Here is a 14596-nt window from a genome sequence, read left to right on the forward strand (position 1 = left end):
ACTGGATCCCCATCCGGTAGGCCTCCTCGCAGATGGTCTCCACGGTCTTCGCCCCCTGGACATGGCCGTAGTTGCGGGGCATCCCCTTGGCCCTGGCCCATCTGCCGTTCCCGTCCAAAATAATCGCCACATGCCGCGGCATTCTCAGTTCTTCGCCCATTTCCGCTCCTATCTGCCCGTCCGTCTGCCCGCAGGCCCGCCGGAAACCGGCAAATCGTTATTTTCTGTCCGGATTTGCACATGCAATAAAGCAAGGGGGAACAGATGTCCTCTTCCGCTCCCCCGCATATATTCCTTTTCCCGAAAGCCCCGCTAAACGGTCATGATCTCCTTGGACTTCTTCTCCATCAGGGCATCCACTTCCTTGATATACTTGTCCGTCAGCTTCTGGAGCTGATCCTCCAACTGCTTCACCTCGTCCTCGGAGGTGTCGGCCTTGCCCAGCTTCTTCAGCGCGTCGTTGCCGTCCCTGCGGATATTGCGGATGGCCACCTTGCTCTCCTCCGCCTTCTTCCTGACATCCTTCGCCAGGTCCTTTCTGCGCTCCTCTGTGAGCTCCGGGAATACCAGGCGGATCACGCTGCCGTCATTGGACGGGTTGATGCCGATATCGGATGTGAGGATGGCCTTCTCGATCGCTTTGATCAGAGACTTCTCCCAGGGCGCTATCTGGATGACCCGCGCTTCCGGCACGGTGACATTGCCCACCTGCTGGATGGGCGTGGGCGTTCCGTAGTAGTCCACCCGCAGCTTGTCCAGGATATGGGGATTCGCCCGGCCCGCGCGGATACCGTTGTAGTCCCCCTCCAGAAACTCGATCGCCTTTTTCATCCTGTCTTCGTATGCCTGTAGCCTGCTGTCCATATTTTCGTCCTCTCCTTCTTCGCCTTTTATACCGACACTTTCGTGCCGTTGAAATTCCCTTTCAGGGTATTCACGATGCTGTTCTCCTCATTCAGCCCGAAGACCCACATGTTCACCTTGTTGTCCCGCGCCAGGATGGATGCGGTCATGTCCACCACATGGAGATTCTTCGCGATGACCTCGTCTATGGTCACCTCGCTGTATTTCTTCGCCTCCGGATTCACCTCGGGATCGTCATCGTACACCCCGTCGATGGACTTGGCCAGCAGGATCACATCCGCCTCCACCTCGATGGCCCGCAGCACCACGCCCGTATCCGTGGAAAAATAAGGATGTCCCGTGCCGCCCGCAAAGAACACCACCCGCCCCTGCGAGAAGCATTCCACTGCCCTGTCCTTGGAAAAAAGCTCTGTGAAGGAGCCGCATGCGAAGGGGGTCAGGATGTTGGTCCCCATCCCCGTGGAGCGGAAGATCTCCGACACGTAAATGCAGTTCATCACCGTGGCCAGCATCCCGATCTGATCCGCCTTGGTGCGGTCGATATTCTCGCTGGTCCTGCCTCTCCAGAAATTGCCGCCGCCGATGACGATGCCCACCTGTATGCCGCTGTCCACAAGCTCCTTTACCTGCAGGGCCACCCCTCTCACCGTCTCCTCGTCAAATCCGGTCTTCTTCCGGCCCGCAAGGGCTTCCCCGCTCAGTTTCAATAGTATCCTCTGCGTTGTCACCACATCCTTTCCCGTTGCTCTATCTGGCAGGCATATGCCTGTCTCCCCATTTTCCGTCGTTACCTGTTATAATCGGATGCTTCCTGTCCTTCGCTCTTCCACTGTATATGCTGGACTACAGAGGTCTCGTCCGTAATCGGCAGGAGCACTGTGTCCTCCATGGCCTGGATCGTCTCGATGATCTCCGGCAGCGCCTCCAGCGTGGTGGACTTCGCCGTCCCGTCATGCATCAGCACGACGGAGGTGCCGTGGTCTTTGATGGTGGCGGTGCAGTTCTCTATCAGCATCTCCACGGGAACCAGGAAGCTTCCCCCGTCCCCGGATGAGATGTTCCAGTCGAAGAAGCGAATCTCCTGGCTGTCCAGGTATTCCGCGAACTCCCGCATGTCGATGTGGCTGACGGCATTGGAGCTCCCTCCCGGGAATCTGTAGACCGTGCTCTCCACCCCGGTGACCTCGTAGAGATAGTCCCGGGCCTTCTCAAAATCCTCCGCGAAGCTCTCCACGGATTCATATATCTGGTCATAATCGTGGGTATAGGAATGCATCCCCAGAGTATGCCCCTCCTCCACGATCCGCCGCAGGGCGTCCTCCGCCTGGCTGCCCTCCCTCCCCACTACGAAAAAGGTGGCCTTCACGCCGTACCTGTCCAGGATGTCCAGAATCTCATCCGTATTGGCGCTGGGGCCGTCGTCGAAGGTCAGGTAGACCTTGTGGGCCGCATCCGGTTCTCTGGAAGCGGATGCCTGGCCGCCGGAACCGGTCTTTTGACCGTCCCGGTCAAATCCCTGGCTGCCTGCAATCCCCTGGCCGCTGACCTGGGCGGCATCTGTCCGGCCGTCCTCTCCCGGCGCGCCGTTCGTGCCATGGGCCCCATCCTGTCCCGGCCCTTCAGTCAGTTCTTCCAGCCTGTCCTGCTGCTGCGCCGCGATCCGGGCCAGTCTGTCCATCCTCTCCTTCAGGACCTCTATCCTCTGGTTCAGGCCCCATATCTGAATCAGGAGAACGGCGCACAGCAGCATCCACACCGCCGTCCACATCCTGTGCACCGCCGCATTGCCCTTTCCGCCATGCTTCGGTTCCTTTTTTACCGTCTTTTTTGCTGCCCTCTTTGCCGCCTCTTCCGCCCTGTCCTCCGATATGTCATCCTTCCGTACATCTGTTGCTGAAAATTCATCTTTCGAAATATGATCTCCCAATCTATTTCGTCCTGACATACTCACTCCCGGTTCATGCTTTCCGCTCTCAGCTTTCAGTATAGCATATTCCTCTTTTCAGGGAAAGACAAAAATGAAAAAAGGGCGTGAAAAAAATACGCCCCTAAAGACCGGCTCACTCAGCCCCCTCCTCCTTTGCACAGGCCGCACCGCCTCCCGCGCATCCTCCACGGCTTCCGCAACTGCCGCCGCAGCCCATACAGCCCGAACCCCCGGCAGAGCATCCGGCGCAGCCTCCCGCGCACTGTCCGCTGCGCAGCCTCCTCAGTTGGCCGCGGAGAATAAAGAATACGGCCGCCGCCAGAGCCGCAATGATGATCATATCCGCCATTTTCCATCCCTCCCGATGCTTATTTGAGAATCATTCTCATTAGAGTATATGCTATTGGGTGGGAAATGTCAAGCCGGTTTTCCGCGGTCTCCATACTTTTCGATACATATTCTTTACATTTCCGAGACATCCGCGTTATACTTATCCTATATAATACCGCATACACTCCGCCGGAAGCCCGGCGTGCGGCTACGAGGTACGACAGATGGAAGAGAAGAAGATTCTGGTCATCGAGGATGAAAAACCCATCGCGGACATCCTGAAATACGGCTTTGAGAAGGAAGGCTTCGCGGTGCGCTGCGCCTACACGGGCGCGGAGGGCTTCGCCGCGGCCTGCAAGGAGCCCCCGGACCTGGTGCTCCTGGACTGGATGCTGCCGGACATAAACGGCGTGGACGTCTGCCGGATGCTCACGGAGCAGTACCGGATACCCATCATCATGCTCACCGCCAGGGGGAGCGTGGAGGACAAGCTCTACGGCCTGGAGTCCGGGGCGGACGATTATATCACCAAGCCCTTCGACCTGCGGGAGGTGGTGGCCAGGGTCCGCACCATCCTGCGTCGGTTCGACAAGGCGCGGGCCACGTCGGAGGAGGAGCCTTTGGTCTGCGGGCACCTCACCGTGAAGGAGCAGGAGCACTGCGTCTACAAGCACGGCCAGCTGGTGAGCCTCACCCCCAAGGAATACGAGCTGCTCGTCTGCTTCTTAAGGCATCCCCGCCAGGTGTTCACCAGGACCGCCCTGCTGGACCGGATATGGGGCTACGATTTCATGGGGGACACCAGGACCGTGGACATCCATGTCCAGCGCATCCGCAAGAAAGCGGAGCTGGACGGCATGCTGGTGACGGTCTTCGGCGTGGGGTACAAGTATGTCCCGCAGTAAGGGGCCCGTCCGGCTGGGCATGAGGCGGCAGATGCTGCTCATCATCCTGGCGCTGTTCCTGGCAGGAGGCGGAATCCTCAGCAGCGGCATCCACGCGAAGCTCTGGCAGAGCCTGGAGGCCCAAATCGTGCGGGAGCTCACAGGCCAGCAGGAGAACACCCTGGTCTATATCCGGCAGCTTTTGATGCTCCACGGCGCCAACAATGACGAGGAGGGCTTCCGGCAGATTGCGGAGGACATCGTCCAGGAGCTGCGCGTCCTGGGAGGCCAGGCCATGAGCGTGCTGGACACGAAAGGGCAATATCTAAGCGGCAGCAGGCAGGTGCAGGAGGACCCGGCGGGCACGGACCTGGCCGCCGCCATGGAGGGCAATGCCGCTTTTACCCTTACCTACCCGGATGCGGACACTATGCTGGTCTATTTCTCCATGCCCGTGACCATCGAGGACCACACCATCGGCATCATCCGCTACCGGATGGACACCTCCAGGCTCTACCTCCAGATCAGGCAAAACGAGCAGATGATCTATCAGATCACCGCCGCCGTGTACGCCCTGATATTCCTGCTGCTGGCCTTCTTCCTAGGCAGACTATTGGTGCCCGTGGGGAAGCTGACGGAAATCACCCGCCAGGTGGTGCGCGACCTCTCCAAAGGGCAGGTGGACATGCAGATGCTGGCCCAGCTGGCGGACTCCGGGCGCAGGGACGAGGTGGGCGAGCTGTCCCGTAACTTCAGCGTGATGCTGGAAACCATCGGCTCCCAGCTTGAGAAGATGCAGGCGGACAAGGAGCAAATCGTATCCCTCTTAGGCAGCAGGCAGGAATTCTACAACAACATGACCCATGAGCTGAAGACCCCCCTGACCACCATCCAGGGCTACGCCCAGCTCATGGAGGCGGACCGGGGGGCGGATCCGAAGCTCACCAGCCAGGGCTTAAGCCAGATTCTCCAGGAGAGCACAAGGATGCACCGGATGGTGCTGCAGCTCCTGGAAATGTCCGACAAGGGCATCTATATGGAAATGCGGCCCGTGGAGCTGGCCGGCATGGCAGGCAGCGTGGCCGGAGCCCTGGAAATCAAGGCCAGACGGTACGAGATGCGTATCGAGACGGATTTCCCCGAACCCCTCCGGGCCATGGGCGTGGAGGAAAGGCTGCGCCAGGTCCTGGTCAACCTGGTGGACAACGCTATCAAGTACGGGGACAGCCATACTCCCATCCTCTTAAGCGGATCCAGGCGTAAAGGCTATGTATGGCTCTTCGTCCGCAATCAGGGAAAAGGCCTCTCCCCCGAAGAGCAGGAGCGAATCTTCGAGCCCTTCTACCGGGTGGACAAGCTCAAGTCCAGGGAGCAGGGTAGCTCCGGCCTGGGGCTCTCCATCTGCCGGAAAATCATGGAGGAGCATGACGGCCTCATCGGCGTGAAGAGCAGCGGGAACGACCATACCACATTTTATATTCGTCTGAAGGAAATTCCCGATGCGGACGGGAATCGGGAGGACTGGAGCCAGGCGGCCGGGAATCCACAGGAAGAAAAGGCAGAAGACCATGACGCACAACAGGCATATCAAGCAAAAAATCCGAAAACCAGGAAATCCCCGGTGCCCAGGCTGGCCTCGCGGCAGAGCGCATCGCCCTGAGGCGCATCGCCATAAGGCGCATCGCGGCATGCCCACCTTCATGCCCCCCCTGCTCCGGATATCGGCCATGCTTTTTACCACGGCCATGCTCCTGGCCGTTTCCCTGCTGCTTGCCGGGTGCGCGCCGGAGGAAAAGACCATGCTGCTGCCCCAGGCCTCCCCCTCCGGAGACCAGGCGGAGACGGAGGCCGTAGCCAGGGACTTCACCGTGAAGAAAATCTATACCTATACCTACCGCACCCTGGGCCAGCTGGGCAAAAGCGCCTTCCTGTCGGGCTGCGGCGACAATGAGATCCACATCCTCTCCCTGGACGGAGAGGGTACGGACGGCATGCTGGAATACAGGCAAATCGACTACAGATACGGCTTCCATGACCGGATGGGGGACTTTTTTGAGACATGGGATGGCTGGGACAGCCCCTCCCAAGGGGAGCTGGAGGAAGATATGTATATAGAAAGGCTTCTGGCCTCCCCTGACGGGAAGCAGGTTCTGGCCTACTTCCGATCCGTCTCCCTGGACAGGCTCACAATCCGGCTGTATACGCTGGGCCAGGCAAAGCCCCTGACCCTGTATGAGGGCACAGCGAACCTCCCGGCTGTGTGCCGTGGCTCCTTTTCCCCCACCGGCAGATGGGTGACCTTCGACGCCTGCGCGAATTCCACGGCCTCCACACGACTCGTCCCCATATACGACTGCGGGCAGGCACCGTCGAAGGCGGAGGAGGGCTGGGCCATAGCGCAGACCGAATCCAGGCTGCTTGCGCCGGACCGGGTGCTCTACACGTCCAAGCAGGACGATGCCGGCTCAGACACCGTCGGCTGGCTGTGGGACGCGGCTCTCTATGACAGCGGCGATGACCCCGGACTGATCAGCCTGGCCAGGGGGAGCAACGGCTCCCTCCATGTCAGCAGGGACTGCTTCGCCCCGGGAGAAAGTCCTTCGCCCCTCCCGTCCCTCCTGGACGCGGATGCCGAGGCGTCGTCGTATTTGCTGCATGCCGAGCTGCTTCTGTCCAACTATCAGGAGACTCCCTATCCGATATATCGATATTCCGAAGACGGATGCGTGGTTCGTTATCTTTCGGATCCCTCCACCCTCTGCGGCACCGACATGCTCCGACCCGAGGCGCCGGAGACCGTCATGGAGTTCCCGGGACTTGTCTGGGACTTCCTGCCTCTGTCCGGCGGGGACATCCTGGCGGCGCTGGTGCAGGAAACCAGGGAGGATCTCTCGCAAGGGGCCGGGGAAGACCTCATGCAGAGCACCCGCAACTCCGAGCAGTACTCCCAGGAGTACTGCCTCCCGGTGGCCATGCAGGACTATTGGGGCATCCTGTCCGCAGACCTGTATCTGTATCCGGCAGGCTCTTCGGAAGGGCACCTACTGTACAAAAGCCTCCAGAACCTCATCAGCCTGGAATACGACGAGGACACAGGCCGGATCCTGCTGGAGACCTACGAGGAGATGGACATGGCCCGCAGAAAGTGCATCCTCCTGGAGCTGTAGGCACGGCTCCCGCCCGCCCCGGCGCAAACTGTTTACAAGTTGAAACAAATTTGATACAGAAATGCTGTCAATAAGAAACAGCCCTCCGCTAAACTGAAATCCATACCACGAGAGACTACCGGAAAGACAAAGGAGTATGGATTATGTGCGGAATATGCGGATTCATAGAAAAAGACAACCCCCCCAAAAAGGAGATTCTGGAGGCCATGATGGCGGCGCTGATCCACAGGGGGCCTGACCAGGGGAAAAGCTGGATTTCAGATAGCGCGGCTTTCGGCTTCAGGCGGCTTGCCATCATCGACCCGGGCGGCAGCGTCCAGCCCATGGTGAACGAAACCGGGGACAAGGTGCTGGTGTTCAACGGGGAAATCTATAATTATCAGGAGCTTCGGCTGGAGCTCCTGTCCGCCGGGCACCGTTTCTCCAGCCAGGGGGACTCGGAGGTGCTGCTCCATGGGTACGAGGAGTGGGGCGAGAAGCTCCCTGAGCGCCTGCGGGGCATGTTCGCCTTTGCCATCTGGGACGAAAGGAATCAGACCCTCTTTGCGGCCAGGGATCCCTTCGGGATAAAGCCATTTTACTATACCGTCTCGGCGGGCAACCCGGAGGGCAGCTTCATCTTCGCCTCGGAAATCAAGGGCATCCTGCCCCATCCGGCCTATGAAAAGCGGTTCAATCCCGAGGCCCTGGAGCAGTATCTCTCCTTCCAGTATTCCGTTCTGGAGAAGACCTTCTTCCAGGGCATCCGCCAGCTGCTGCCCGGACATTTCCTTGTTTATCACAAGGGCGATACGGAGCTATCGCCAAAGCGTTATTTCCTGCCCATGCTCGCGCCGGAACAGGCCGGACGGGGGAAAGGGGCATCGGAGGAGGAATGGATGGACCGGCTGGACGCAGCCATCGGGAATTCCGTGAAGGCCCATATGATAGCGGACGTGGAGGTGGGGACATTTCTGTCCGGCGGCGTGGACTCCGGCCTGATCGCCGCGGAGTTTACCGGAAGCAAGACCTTCACCGTGGGCTACGGCAAGGAGGACGGATACTACAATGAAATCCCCCTGGCCAGGGAGCTGGCGGAAGAGCTGCAGCTGGAGCAGCACAACAAGCGGATCTCCGAGAAGGAGTTCTGGGAGGCCGTGCCGGAGGTGCTGTACCATATGGACGAGCCCTCCGGGGATTCCTCCGCAGTGGCCCTGTACTTCCTGTCCAGGGAGGCCGCCCGGCATGTGCGGGTGGTGGTGTCCGGGGAGGGCGCGGACGAGCTCTTCGGCGGCTACTGCATCTACTGCGAGCCCCACTCCCTGCATCTGTACCAGAAGCTCCCCAGAGCGGTTCGCAGGGGAATCGCCCGGATGGCCTCCGGACTTCCCAATGTCAGGGGGCGGAGCTTCCTGATGCGCGGCGCCATGTCACTGGAGGAACGTTTTATCGGCAACGCCAATCTTTTCACCGCGAAGGAGCGGGAGAAGCTCCTCAAGTGCAGCACAGGGGCACCCTCTCCCCAGGCCCTTCTGGAGAGGGACTATCGGGATGCCGACAGCCTGGACGAAGCCAGCCGCATGCAGTACATAGACCTGCTCCACTGGCTTCCCGGGGACATCCTGCAGAAGGCGGACAGGATGAGCATGGCCCATTCCCTGGAGCTGCGGGTGCCCTACCTGGACAGGGAGGTCTTCCGGGTGGCCCGGTGCCTGCCCGCGAAATACAAGCAAAAAGGGCAGATATCGAAATATCTGTTCCGGAAAGTGGCAAGGCTCCATCTGCCCGAGAAGAGCTCTGACCGAAAGAAGCTGGGCTTCCCGGTTCCCCTGGGGCATTTCCTCACCTCCGAGATGGGGGAGGCGGCTGTCCGGAAAGCCTTCGGCTCAAAGGCGGCGAAGAAGTTCTTCCACCGGGAGGCCCTGGAGGAGCTGCTGGCCGGGAGGGGCTTCGGCAGGGGGAACACCAACCGGAAGCTCTGGGCTGTGTATGCGTTCCTGGTGTGGTATGGGATTTATTTTCCGGAGGAGGCTCTTTCCTGAATTTGCCTCTTGACAAACATTTCCTCTCAGCATAAAATAATAAAAAGAGAAGCGGGTTTTGTGTCGCATACAGCTTTTATAGCTCAAGCGGGTTGCCTGTTTCTTTTTTTATGTCAATCATGTCATACAGGTACATTTTCCCGTTTTCATCGTGACGCACAATCAAGGAAGCATGGAAAGCGTTATACCGCTCAATCCCGCCATCCTCACGATAGACCGGGAGGGCGAACCTGGAGTCATATCGATACCATCCCAATGCCGCGTTTCTGTAATGCTTTTCACTGTTATTCTCGCGGAAATGTCTGTGGGCGGCAATCCTTATTATTTCAGGGAGCCCCTGCGCCGCATTGGCCTTCGCTTTCGCTACAGCTCCTTTAAGTTTATAAGTATACAGAGAGCCCGTGAATTCATTCGGCAAATCCTTCCCTATGTATATGATGTCATCTGTATCTTCTACCCTATGATTTTCTCCCACAAAAGCTTTCAGATATTCTTTTACATTATCCCAGTCGACCATGCGTTTTCCCGCAAAATGGATATTATTTATGACTGCGATTCTTTTGCCTTTTATGTCTTTTTTAATAATGATGTCCCTTCCCATCAACATTTCTCCGCTAATACGTCTCCAGATGGAACGAATACAGTATCCTCTCCTTCACGGGCTTCCCGGACAGCTTCCGGACAGCCTCCTGGTAATAGTCCAACTGGGTCTCATAGCGGTTCCAGAGCTCCTTCATGGAGGATATGGCGTCAGTCTTGTAGTCAAGCAGGACGATTCCGTCCTCCTCCTCGAAGAACACGTCTATGATTCCCTGGATCAGCACGGTCTCCGTCTCCGGGAAGTCGCTTTTCAGGCGGCGGGCGTCTATGCCCAGCACGAAGGGCTGCTCCCGGTACAGGCCGCCCCGGCGCTGGGCCAGCCACATGCGCCAGGCCAGGGGGGATTGCAGGAAATTCTCGATTTTCCGCTGCCGCACTGCCTGGAGATATTCCACGGAGAGGCGTCCGCTCTCCGCCTCTGCCTCCAGAAAGGCCCGCAGAACCGCGGCGAGCCTCTCCGGGCGCAGGCTCTGTCTGTACGCCTCGTAGGTTTCCGGACACGATACGCCTCCGGGAATTTCCGCAGGCTCCCCTGCCCCGGCAGGATTCTGCGCCTGAAGCAGAACTTCTCCGGGCCTTCCGCTCCCCGGCGCGGCTTCCCGTGCCTCGCCCGCGGCCGTCCCGCCTGCCTTGTCCCCATCCAAGGCAGCCCCCAGCACCGCCTGGAAGTCCAGGAGCTCCATGACCCTGTGATAGGCGTTGCCGCGGACCGCGCCGCTGATCTTCTCCTCGCCTCTGCGGAACTGCGGAATATAGGGCTGGACCTCCTTCTCCTCAAAGGCATGGAACGCCGCCTCGTCCCGGTCTGCCATGGCGGCAATCTTTAATTCGGACACAGTCGTCTTCGTGTACAGATCCGACAATACGGCATAAGGATAGACCGCGTTCAGCCTTTCGGCCAGCCGTCTTCCCGCCTCCTGGTCCGCGAACTGCTCCGCCCTATCCAGGGCCTCTTTCTTCTGGTAAAGCTGAATCTGCTCCCTGATCTCTTCCGTCTCCTCCCGCACCTGTTCCTGTACGGTTACCTGTACACAGGTATGCGGCAGGACGGGCAGCAGGAAATCCAGGAAGCTTCCCGCCTCCATGAAATCCAGATAGGTCAGCCTCTTATGACCTGCCTCCATGACCTGCTCCCAGCTTTCCTGCGCATGTTCCGTCACGCCTGTGAGGATCAGCTTCTCCCTGGCCCTGGTCATGGCCACATAGAGCAGCCGCAGCTCCTCGGACAGGCTCTCCTCCCGCAGCTTCCCCGCCAGGGCCATGCGCCGCAGGGTCCTGTTGCGGACGCGTCTGCCTGGATCCACGAAGTCCGTGCCCAGGCCCATGTCCATGTCCAGAATCAGGGACTGGTTCACATCCTGCATGTTGAACCGCTTGCTCAGGCCCGCCACGAAGGTGACGGGAAATTCCAGCCCTTTGCTCTTGTGGATGCTCATGATGCGCACTACGTCCGCATTTTCGTCCAGGAGCTCCGCCCCGCCGTAGTCCACGTCGTATCTCTCCAGCTGCTCCATGTAGCGGATGAAGTGGAAGAGGCCGAAATAGCTGGTGTTCTCGAAGTCCGAGGCCCTGGTCAGGAGCATCTCCACATTGGCCCGCCTCCGGCTTCCCGCAGGGAGCGCGGTGACATAGTCCAGATAGCCGAAATCTCCGATCAGCTTTGTCAGGAGGGCACGGATGGGGAGGTATACCGTGCATTCCCGGTACTTTGCTATCATGCGCAGGAACCCGGCGGCTTTTCCGGCCAGGATGGCTGAACCCGTGTCTGGTCCCTCGCCCTGGAGCCCGTCCGGCTTTCGAAGGCCCTCCGGCTCCGAACCTTTCCCTGCCTCGGAATCCGGCACAGCTTTCAAATCTGGTCTGGACTCAGAACCAATCCTCGCCCCAGAGTCTGACTCGGCTCCCGAATCCAGCCCGGACTCTGAACCTGGCATAGCTCCCGGATCTACCCTGACCTCAGAACCCGGCACGGTTCTTGAATCCGGCCTTGACTCTGAACCTGGCATGGCTTCCGAATCCAGCCTTGACTCTGAACCCGGCATGGCTCCCGGATCCAGCCTTGACTCTGAACCCGGCATAGCTCCCGGATCCAGCCCGGACTCTGAACCTGACCCGGACTCTGAATCAGTCCTCACCCCCGAGCCCGACCCTGCCTCCTCCCACTGTCCGTGCTCCCGGGCGAAGAATTTCAGCGCATCATACAGGCAGCAGTCCTTTGCGCTGCTGCGGATAATCGCGGCTTCCTCCTCCGAGAAGCCGCCGAAGACGGACTTCATCACCCCGAACAGGGGGATGTCCTGGCTGGGATTGTCCAGCACCCGCAGGAGCTGTAAGAGCTCCTGGACCTCCGCGGCGGCAAAGTATCCTGTCTTGGAGGTGATGTACACCGGAATCCCCTGCCCCTCCAGCACTTCCTTGAATTCCTCGTCCCAGCCGCTGTTGGTGCGCAGCAGTATCACCATATCGCTGTACCGTGCCGCCCGCAGTTCCCCTGTGCCTCTGTCCGTCACGGAAAAGCTTCCCCGCAGCCTCTTGATTTCCTGCGCGATCACCAGAGCCTCCGCCTGCTTTGCGCTCAAATCATCGCCCTTCACCGGCTTCTCCGCCAGCAGCAGCTCGCTGCCGCAGCCCCCATTGTCCGGATAGGACGCGCCGGGGTACAGCGCCGCCCGCTCATCGTAGGGGATGCCCCCCACGGTTTGGCTCATCAGGCGGCTGAACACATCGTTCACGGCATCCACCACCTCCAGACGGCTGCGGAAATTCCTGGCCAGGTCGATCCGCACACAGCCGCTCCCGGGCAGCCCAGGGCCTCCCTGCAAGTCCGGAGCCTCCGGCCCTGCGGCCTCATCAGCCTGCAGCCTTTCACGGCTCCCTACCTGGCCCGCCGTCTGGCCCGCCGATACGGCATCATCAGCCCGCAGCCCTTCACCGCTACCTGCCTGACCTGCCCTGTAGCCCTCCGATACAGTCTCATCAGCCTGCAGCCCTCCACCGCTACCTGCCTGGGCCGCCGTCTGACCCTCCGATACAGCCTCTTCAGCACGCCGCCCTTCACTGCTCCCCGCCTGGGCCTCCATCTGGCTCTCCGGTGCGGCATCCCCCTCTGCCATAGGCACCCCCGCACCCTCATAGCTGTTATATTTTTCCAGGAAAAGCTCCGGTCTGGCCAGGCGGAACTTATAGATGCTCTGCTTCACGTCCCCCACCATGAAGCGGTTGAAATTACCGTCCGCCTCACCGGATACCGCTTTCAGCAGATATTCCTGCACCAGGTTGCTGTCCTGATATTCATCCGTCAATATCTCAACGAAATGCTGCCTGTATTCCAATGCCACGGCGCTGGGGCGGGCCTCCTCGCCCTCCCCCTCCAGCAGGATTCCCAGGGCGAAATGCTCCATGTCGGAGAAGTCTATGACTTTTCTATCCTGCTTTTTCTCCTGCATCCGCCTGTCGAATTCCAGCACCAGGTCGATCAGCGTGCCCACCGGGCCCGCGCATGCCGCTCCCTGCCTGGCCGCAAGCTCCAAAGGCGTGGCAAAATAGCGCTCCTCCATGTCCCGGATGCTGTCCTTCACGGAGGCCCGCATAGCTTTCGCAAGCTCACGTTTTATAGGGGAGACGCTTTCATCCTTTTTCGCCGGCAGCCTGCCGAAGCTCACGGCGGGAAGCCTGACGGCATACGCCTCCAGGGAATCGCAGGCGGCAAGGGCCTTTAGCTGCTCCAGCTCTCTGTCCACCAGTTCTCCGTACATGTAGGGGCCGTCCGGCGCCTCGCAGAGTTCCTGGACCCGCTCCAGCTTCTCCACGCATCCGGACAGGAGGCGGCGCAGATGCTCCCTGAGCCAGAGGGCATAGGAGCTGGCGCACATCTGCTCCACCGAAGCCGCGCCATAGTCCTCTTTCCGCTCCTTAAGCCACCTGGCGGGCCAGGGGAAGCTGGCGGCGTACCGGGACAGGTTCAGGATATGCTGCTCCAGGACGCTCTCCCGCCCCCCGGGACAGAAAAACTCCACGCAGTAGCGGAAGGCCTCGCTGCCGGAGGCGTAGGAAGCCTCTATCAGCTCCTCCAGGGCCTCCCCCTGCATCAGCCGTACCTCCCCCTCGTCGGCGATGCGGAAGGCCGGATCCAGGCCGATTTCGTTAAAGTGGTTCCGCAGCAGGAACAGGCAGAAACTGTCGATGGTGGTAATCTGGGCATTGTGCAGGAGCGTGGACTGGCGCTGGATGTGGACAGAGTCCGGCCTCTCCGTGAGCCGCTTCGAGATGCCCGCCGCGATGCGCTCCCGCATCTCCGCCGCCGCCGCATTGGTGAAGGTCACCACCAGCAGGCGGTCTATGTCCACGGGATGCGCCTCATCGCAGACCATGCGCACGATGCGCTCCACCAATACGGCGGTCTTGCCGCTGCCTGCCGCCGCTGATACCAGGATATTCCGGCCATGAAGTTCGATGGCCATGCTCTGCTCTTGTGTGAATGTGACTGCCATGGGTTTTCCTTCCTTTTTCAGGATTTCGTCAATGTCTATATCCCGCCTTCTTCATCTCCATGCCGAAAGCCTTCTTCGACAGGTTCGCACGCCTGGCGGCTTCGTCCGTTTTCAGGAGGCCGTCATTGACCAGGGCGCACAGGGTCTTGAGGGTCCCCAGCCGTTCGCCCTGTTCGATGCCCTGTCTTTGGCCCTGCTTTCGCCCCTGTTTCCTGCCTTGTTTCCGGCCTATCTTAACGCCCTTTTCCATTTCATGCCTTTTGATGTCCTCCAAAGCTTTGCACATGTCTGTCTCCTCCTCCCCATTGTCCTG

The 14596-nt window shown here is 59.8% G+C and carries 11 protein-coding genes and 1 pseudogene; 4 read left to right on the forward strand and 8 right to left on the reverse strand.

Going from position 1 to position 14596, the window contains the following annotated elements:
- The 5 genes from Q2B33_RS24580 to Q2B33_RS19100 form a co-directional block, all read right to left on the reverse strand.
- Positions 1-148 (reverse strand): undecaprenyl diphosphate synthase family protein (locus Q2B33_RS24580; protein ID WP_300914179.1); only part of this gene is annotated, 148 nt, incomplete at its 3' end.
- Positions 149-312: 164 nt separating this feature from the next.
- Positions 313-864 (reverse strand): ribosome recycling factor, encoded by a 552-nt coding sequence (frr, locus tag Q2B33_RS19085; protein ID WP_296458884.1) that lies wholly within the window; start codon positions 862-864, stop codon positions 313-315.
- Positions 865-890: 26 nt separating this feature from the next.
- Positions 891-1592 (reverse strand): UMP kinase, encoded by a 702-nt coding sequence (gene pyrH, locus Q2B33_RS19090; RefSeq protein ID WP_300564179.1) that lies wholly within the window; start codon positions 1590-1592, stop codon positions 891-893.
- A gap of 59 nt (positions 1593-1651) precedes the next feature.
- Positions 1652-2791: a polysaccharide deacetylase family protein gene (locus Q2B33_RS19095; RefSeq protein ID WP_300564088.1), complete on the reverse strand. Its 1140-nt coding sequence runs from the start codon at positions 2789-2791 to the stop codon at positions 1652-1654.
- A gap of 133 nt (positions 2792-2924) precedes the next feature.
- Positions 2925-3140, reverse strand: a complete 216-nt coding sequence (locus Q2B33_RS19100; protein ID WP_300564086.1) for a FeoB-associated Cys-rich membrane protein — start codon at positions 3138-3140, stop codon at positions 2925-2927.
- Between the two features lie 205 nt (positions 3141-3345).
- On the opposite strand from Q2B33_RS19100, the gene Q2B33_RS19105 reads away from it, so the two are divergent.
- The 4 genes from Q2B33_RS19105 to asnB all read left to right on the forward strand — a co-directional run bounded on the left by Q2B33_RS19105 (position 3346) and on the right by asnB (position 9193).
- Positions 3346-4026 (forward strand): response regulator transcription factor, encoded by a 681-nt coding sequence (locus Q2B33_RS19105; protein ID WP_300564084.1) that lies wholly within the window; start codon positions 3346-3348, stop codon positions 4024-4026.
- Positions 4013-5665, forward strand: coding sequence for a HAMP domain-containing sensor histidine kinase (locus Q2B33_RS19110; protein WP_300564082.1), 1653 nt, complete (start codon positions 4013-4015; stop codon positions 5663-5665). Before Q2B33_RS19105 ends, Q2B33_RS19110 begins: the two co-directional genes overlap by 14 nt.
- Before the next feature lie 28 nt (positions 5666-5693).
- Positions 5694-7172: a hypothetical protein gene (locus Q2B33_RS19115; RefSeq protein WP_300564080.1), complete on the forward strand. Its 1479-nt coding sequence runs from the start codon at positions 5694-5696 to the stop codon at positions 7170-7172.
- A 143-nt stretch (positions 7173-7315) separates the two neighbouring features.
- The gene (gene asnB / locus Q2B33_RS19120; protein ID WP_300564078.1) at positions 7316-9193 is read left to right on the forward strand and encodes an asparagine synthase (glutamine-hydrolyzing); all 1878 of its coding nucleotides are present in this window, start codon (positions 7316-7318) and stop codon (positions 9191-9193) included.
- Between the two features lie 76 nt (positions 9194-9269).
- On the opposite strand, the gene Q2B33_RS19125 is transcribed toward asnB, so the two are convergent.
- The 3 genes and pseudogenes from Q2B33_RS19125 to Q2B33_RS19135 form a co-directional block, all read right to left on the reverse strand.
- Positions 9270-9794 carry a hypothetical protein gene (locus Q2B33_RS19125; RefSeq protein ID WP_300564076.1) on the reverse strand — a complete coding sequence of 175 codons (525 nt, stop codon included), beginning with the start codon at positions 9792-9794 and terminating at the stop codon, positions 9270-9272.
- A gap of 13 nt (positions 9795-9807) precedes the next feature.
- Positions 9808-14283 carry a UvrD-helicase domain-containing protein gene (locus Q2B33_RS19130; RefSeq protein WP_300564074.1) on the reverse strand — a complete coding sequence of 1492 codons (4476 nt, stop codon included), beginning with the start codon at positions 14281-14283 and terminating at the stop codon, positions 9808-9810.
- 28 nt (positions 14284-14311) lie between these two features.
- A pseudogene (locus Q2B33_RS19135) lies at positions 14312-14596 on the reverse strand (hypothetical protein); the annotation flags it as partial.

This window comes from uncultured Acetatifactor sp. (assembly GCF_948601915.1).
In the GTDB taxonomy this organism is placed as follows: Bacteria; Bacillota; Clostridia; order Lachnospirales; family Lachnospiraceae; genus Acetatifactor.

Bases quoted from the DNA above. Each gene is read 5' to 3' on its own strand.
- frr (WP_296458884.1), bottom strand. From the start codon at position 864: ATGGACAGCAGGCTACAGGCATACGAAGACAGGATGAAAAAGGCGATC.
- Q2B33_RS19100 (WP_300564086.1), bottom strand. From the start codon at position 3,140: ATGGCGGATATGATCATCATTGCGGCTCTGGCGGCGGCCGTATTCTTT.
- Q2B33_RS19105 (WP_300564084.1), top strand. From the start codon at position 3,346: ATGGAAGAGAAGAAGATTCTGGTCATCGAGGATGAAAAACCCATCGCG.
- Q2B33_RS19110 (WP_300564082.1), top strand. From the start codon at position 4,013: ATGTCCCGCAGTAAGGGGCCCGTCCGGCTGGGCATGAGGCGGCAGATG.
- Q2B33_RS19115 (WP_300564080.1), top strand. From the start codon at position 5,694: ATGCCCACCTTCATGCCCCCCCTGCTCCGGATATCGGCCATGCTTTTT.
- asnB (WP_300564078.1), top strand. From the start codon at position 7,316: ATGTGCGGAATATGCGGATTCATAGAAAAAGACAACCCCCCCAAAAAG.
- Q2B33_RS19125 (WP_300564076.1), bottom strand. From the start codon at position 9,794: ATGGGAAGGGACATCATTATTAAAAAAGACATAAAAGGCAAAAGAATC.
- Q2B33_RS19130 (WP_300564074.1), bottom strand. From the start codon at position 14,283: ATGGCAGTCACATTCACACAAGAGCAGAGCATGGCCATCGAACTTCAT.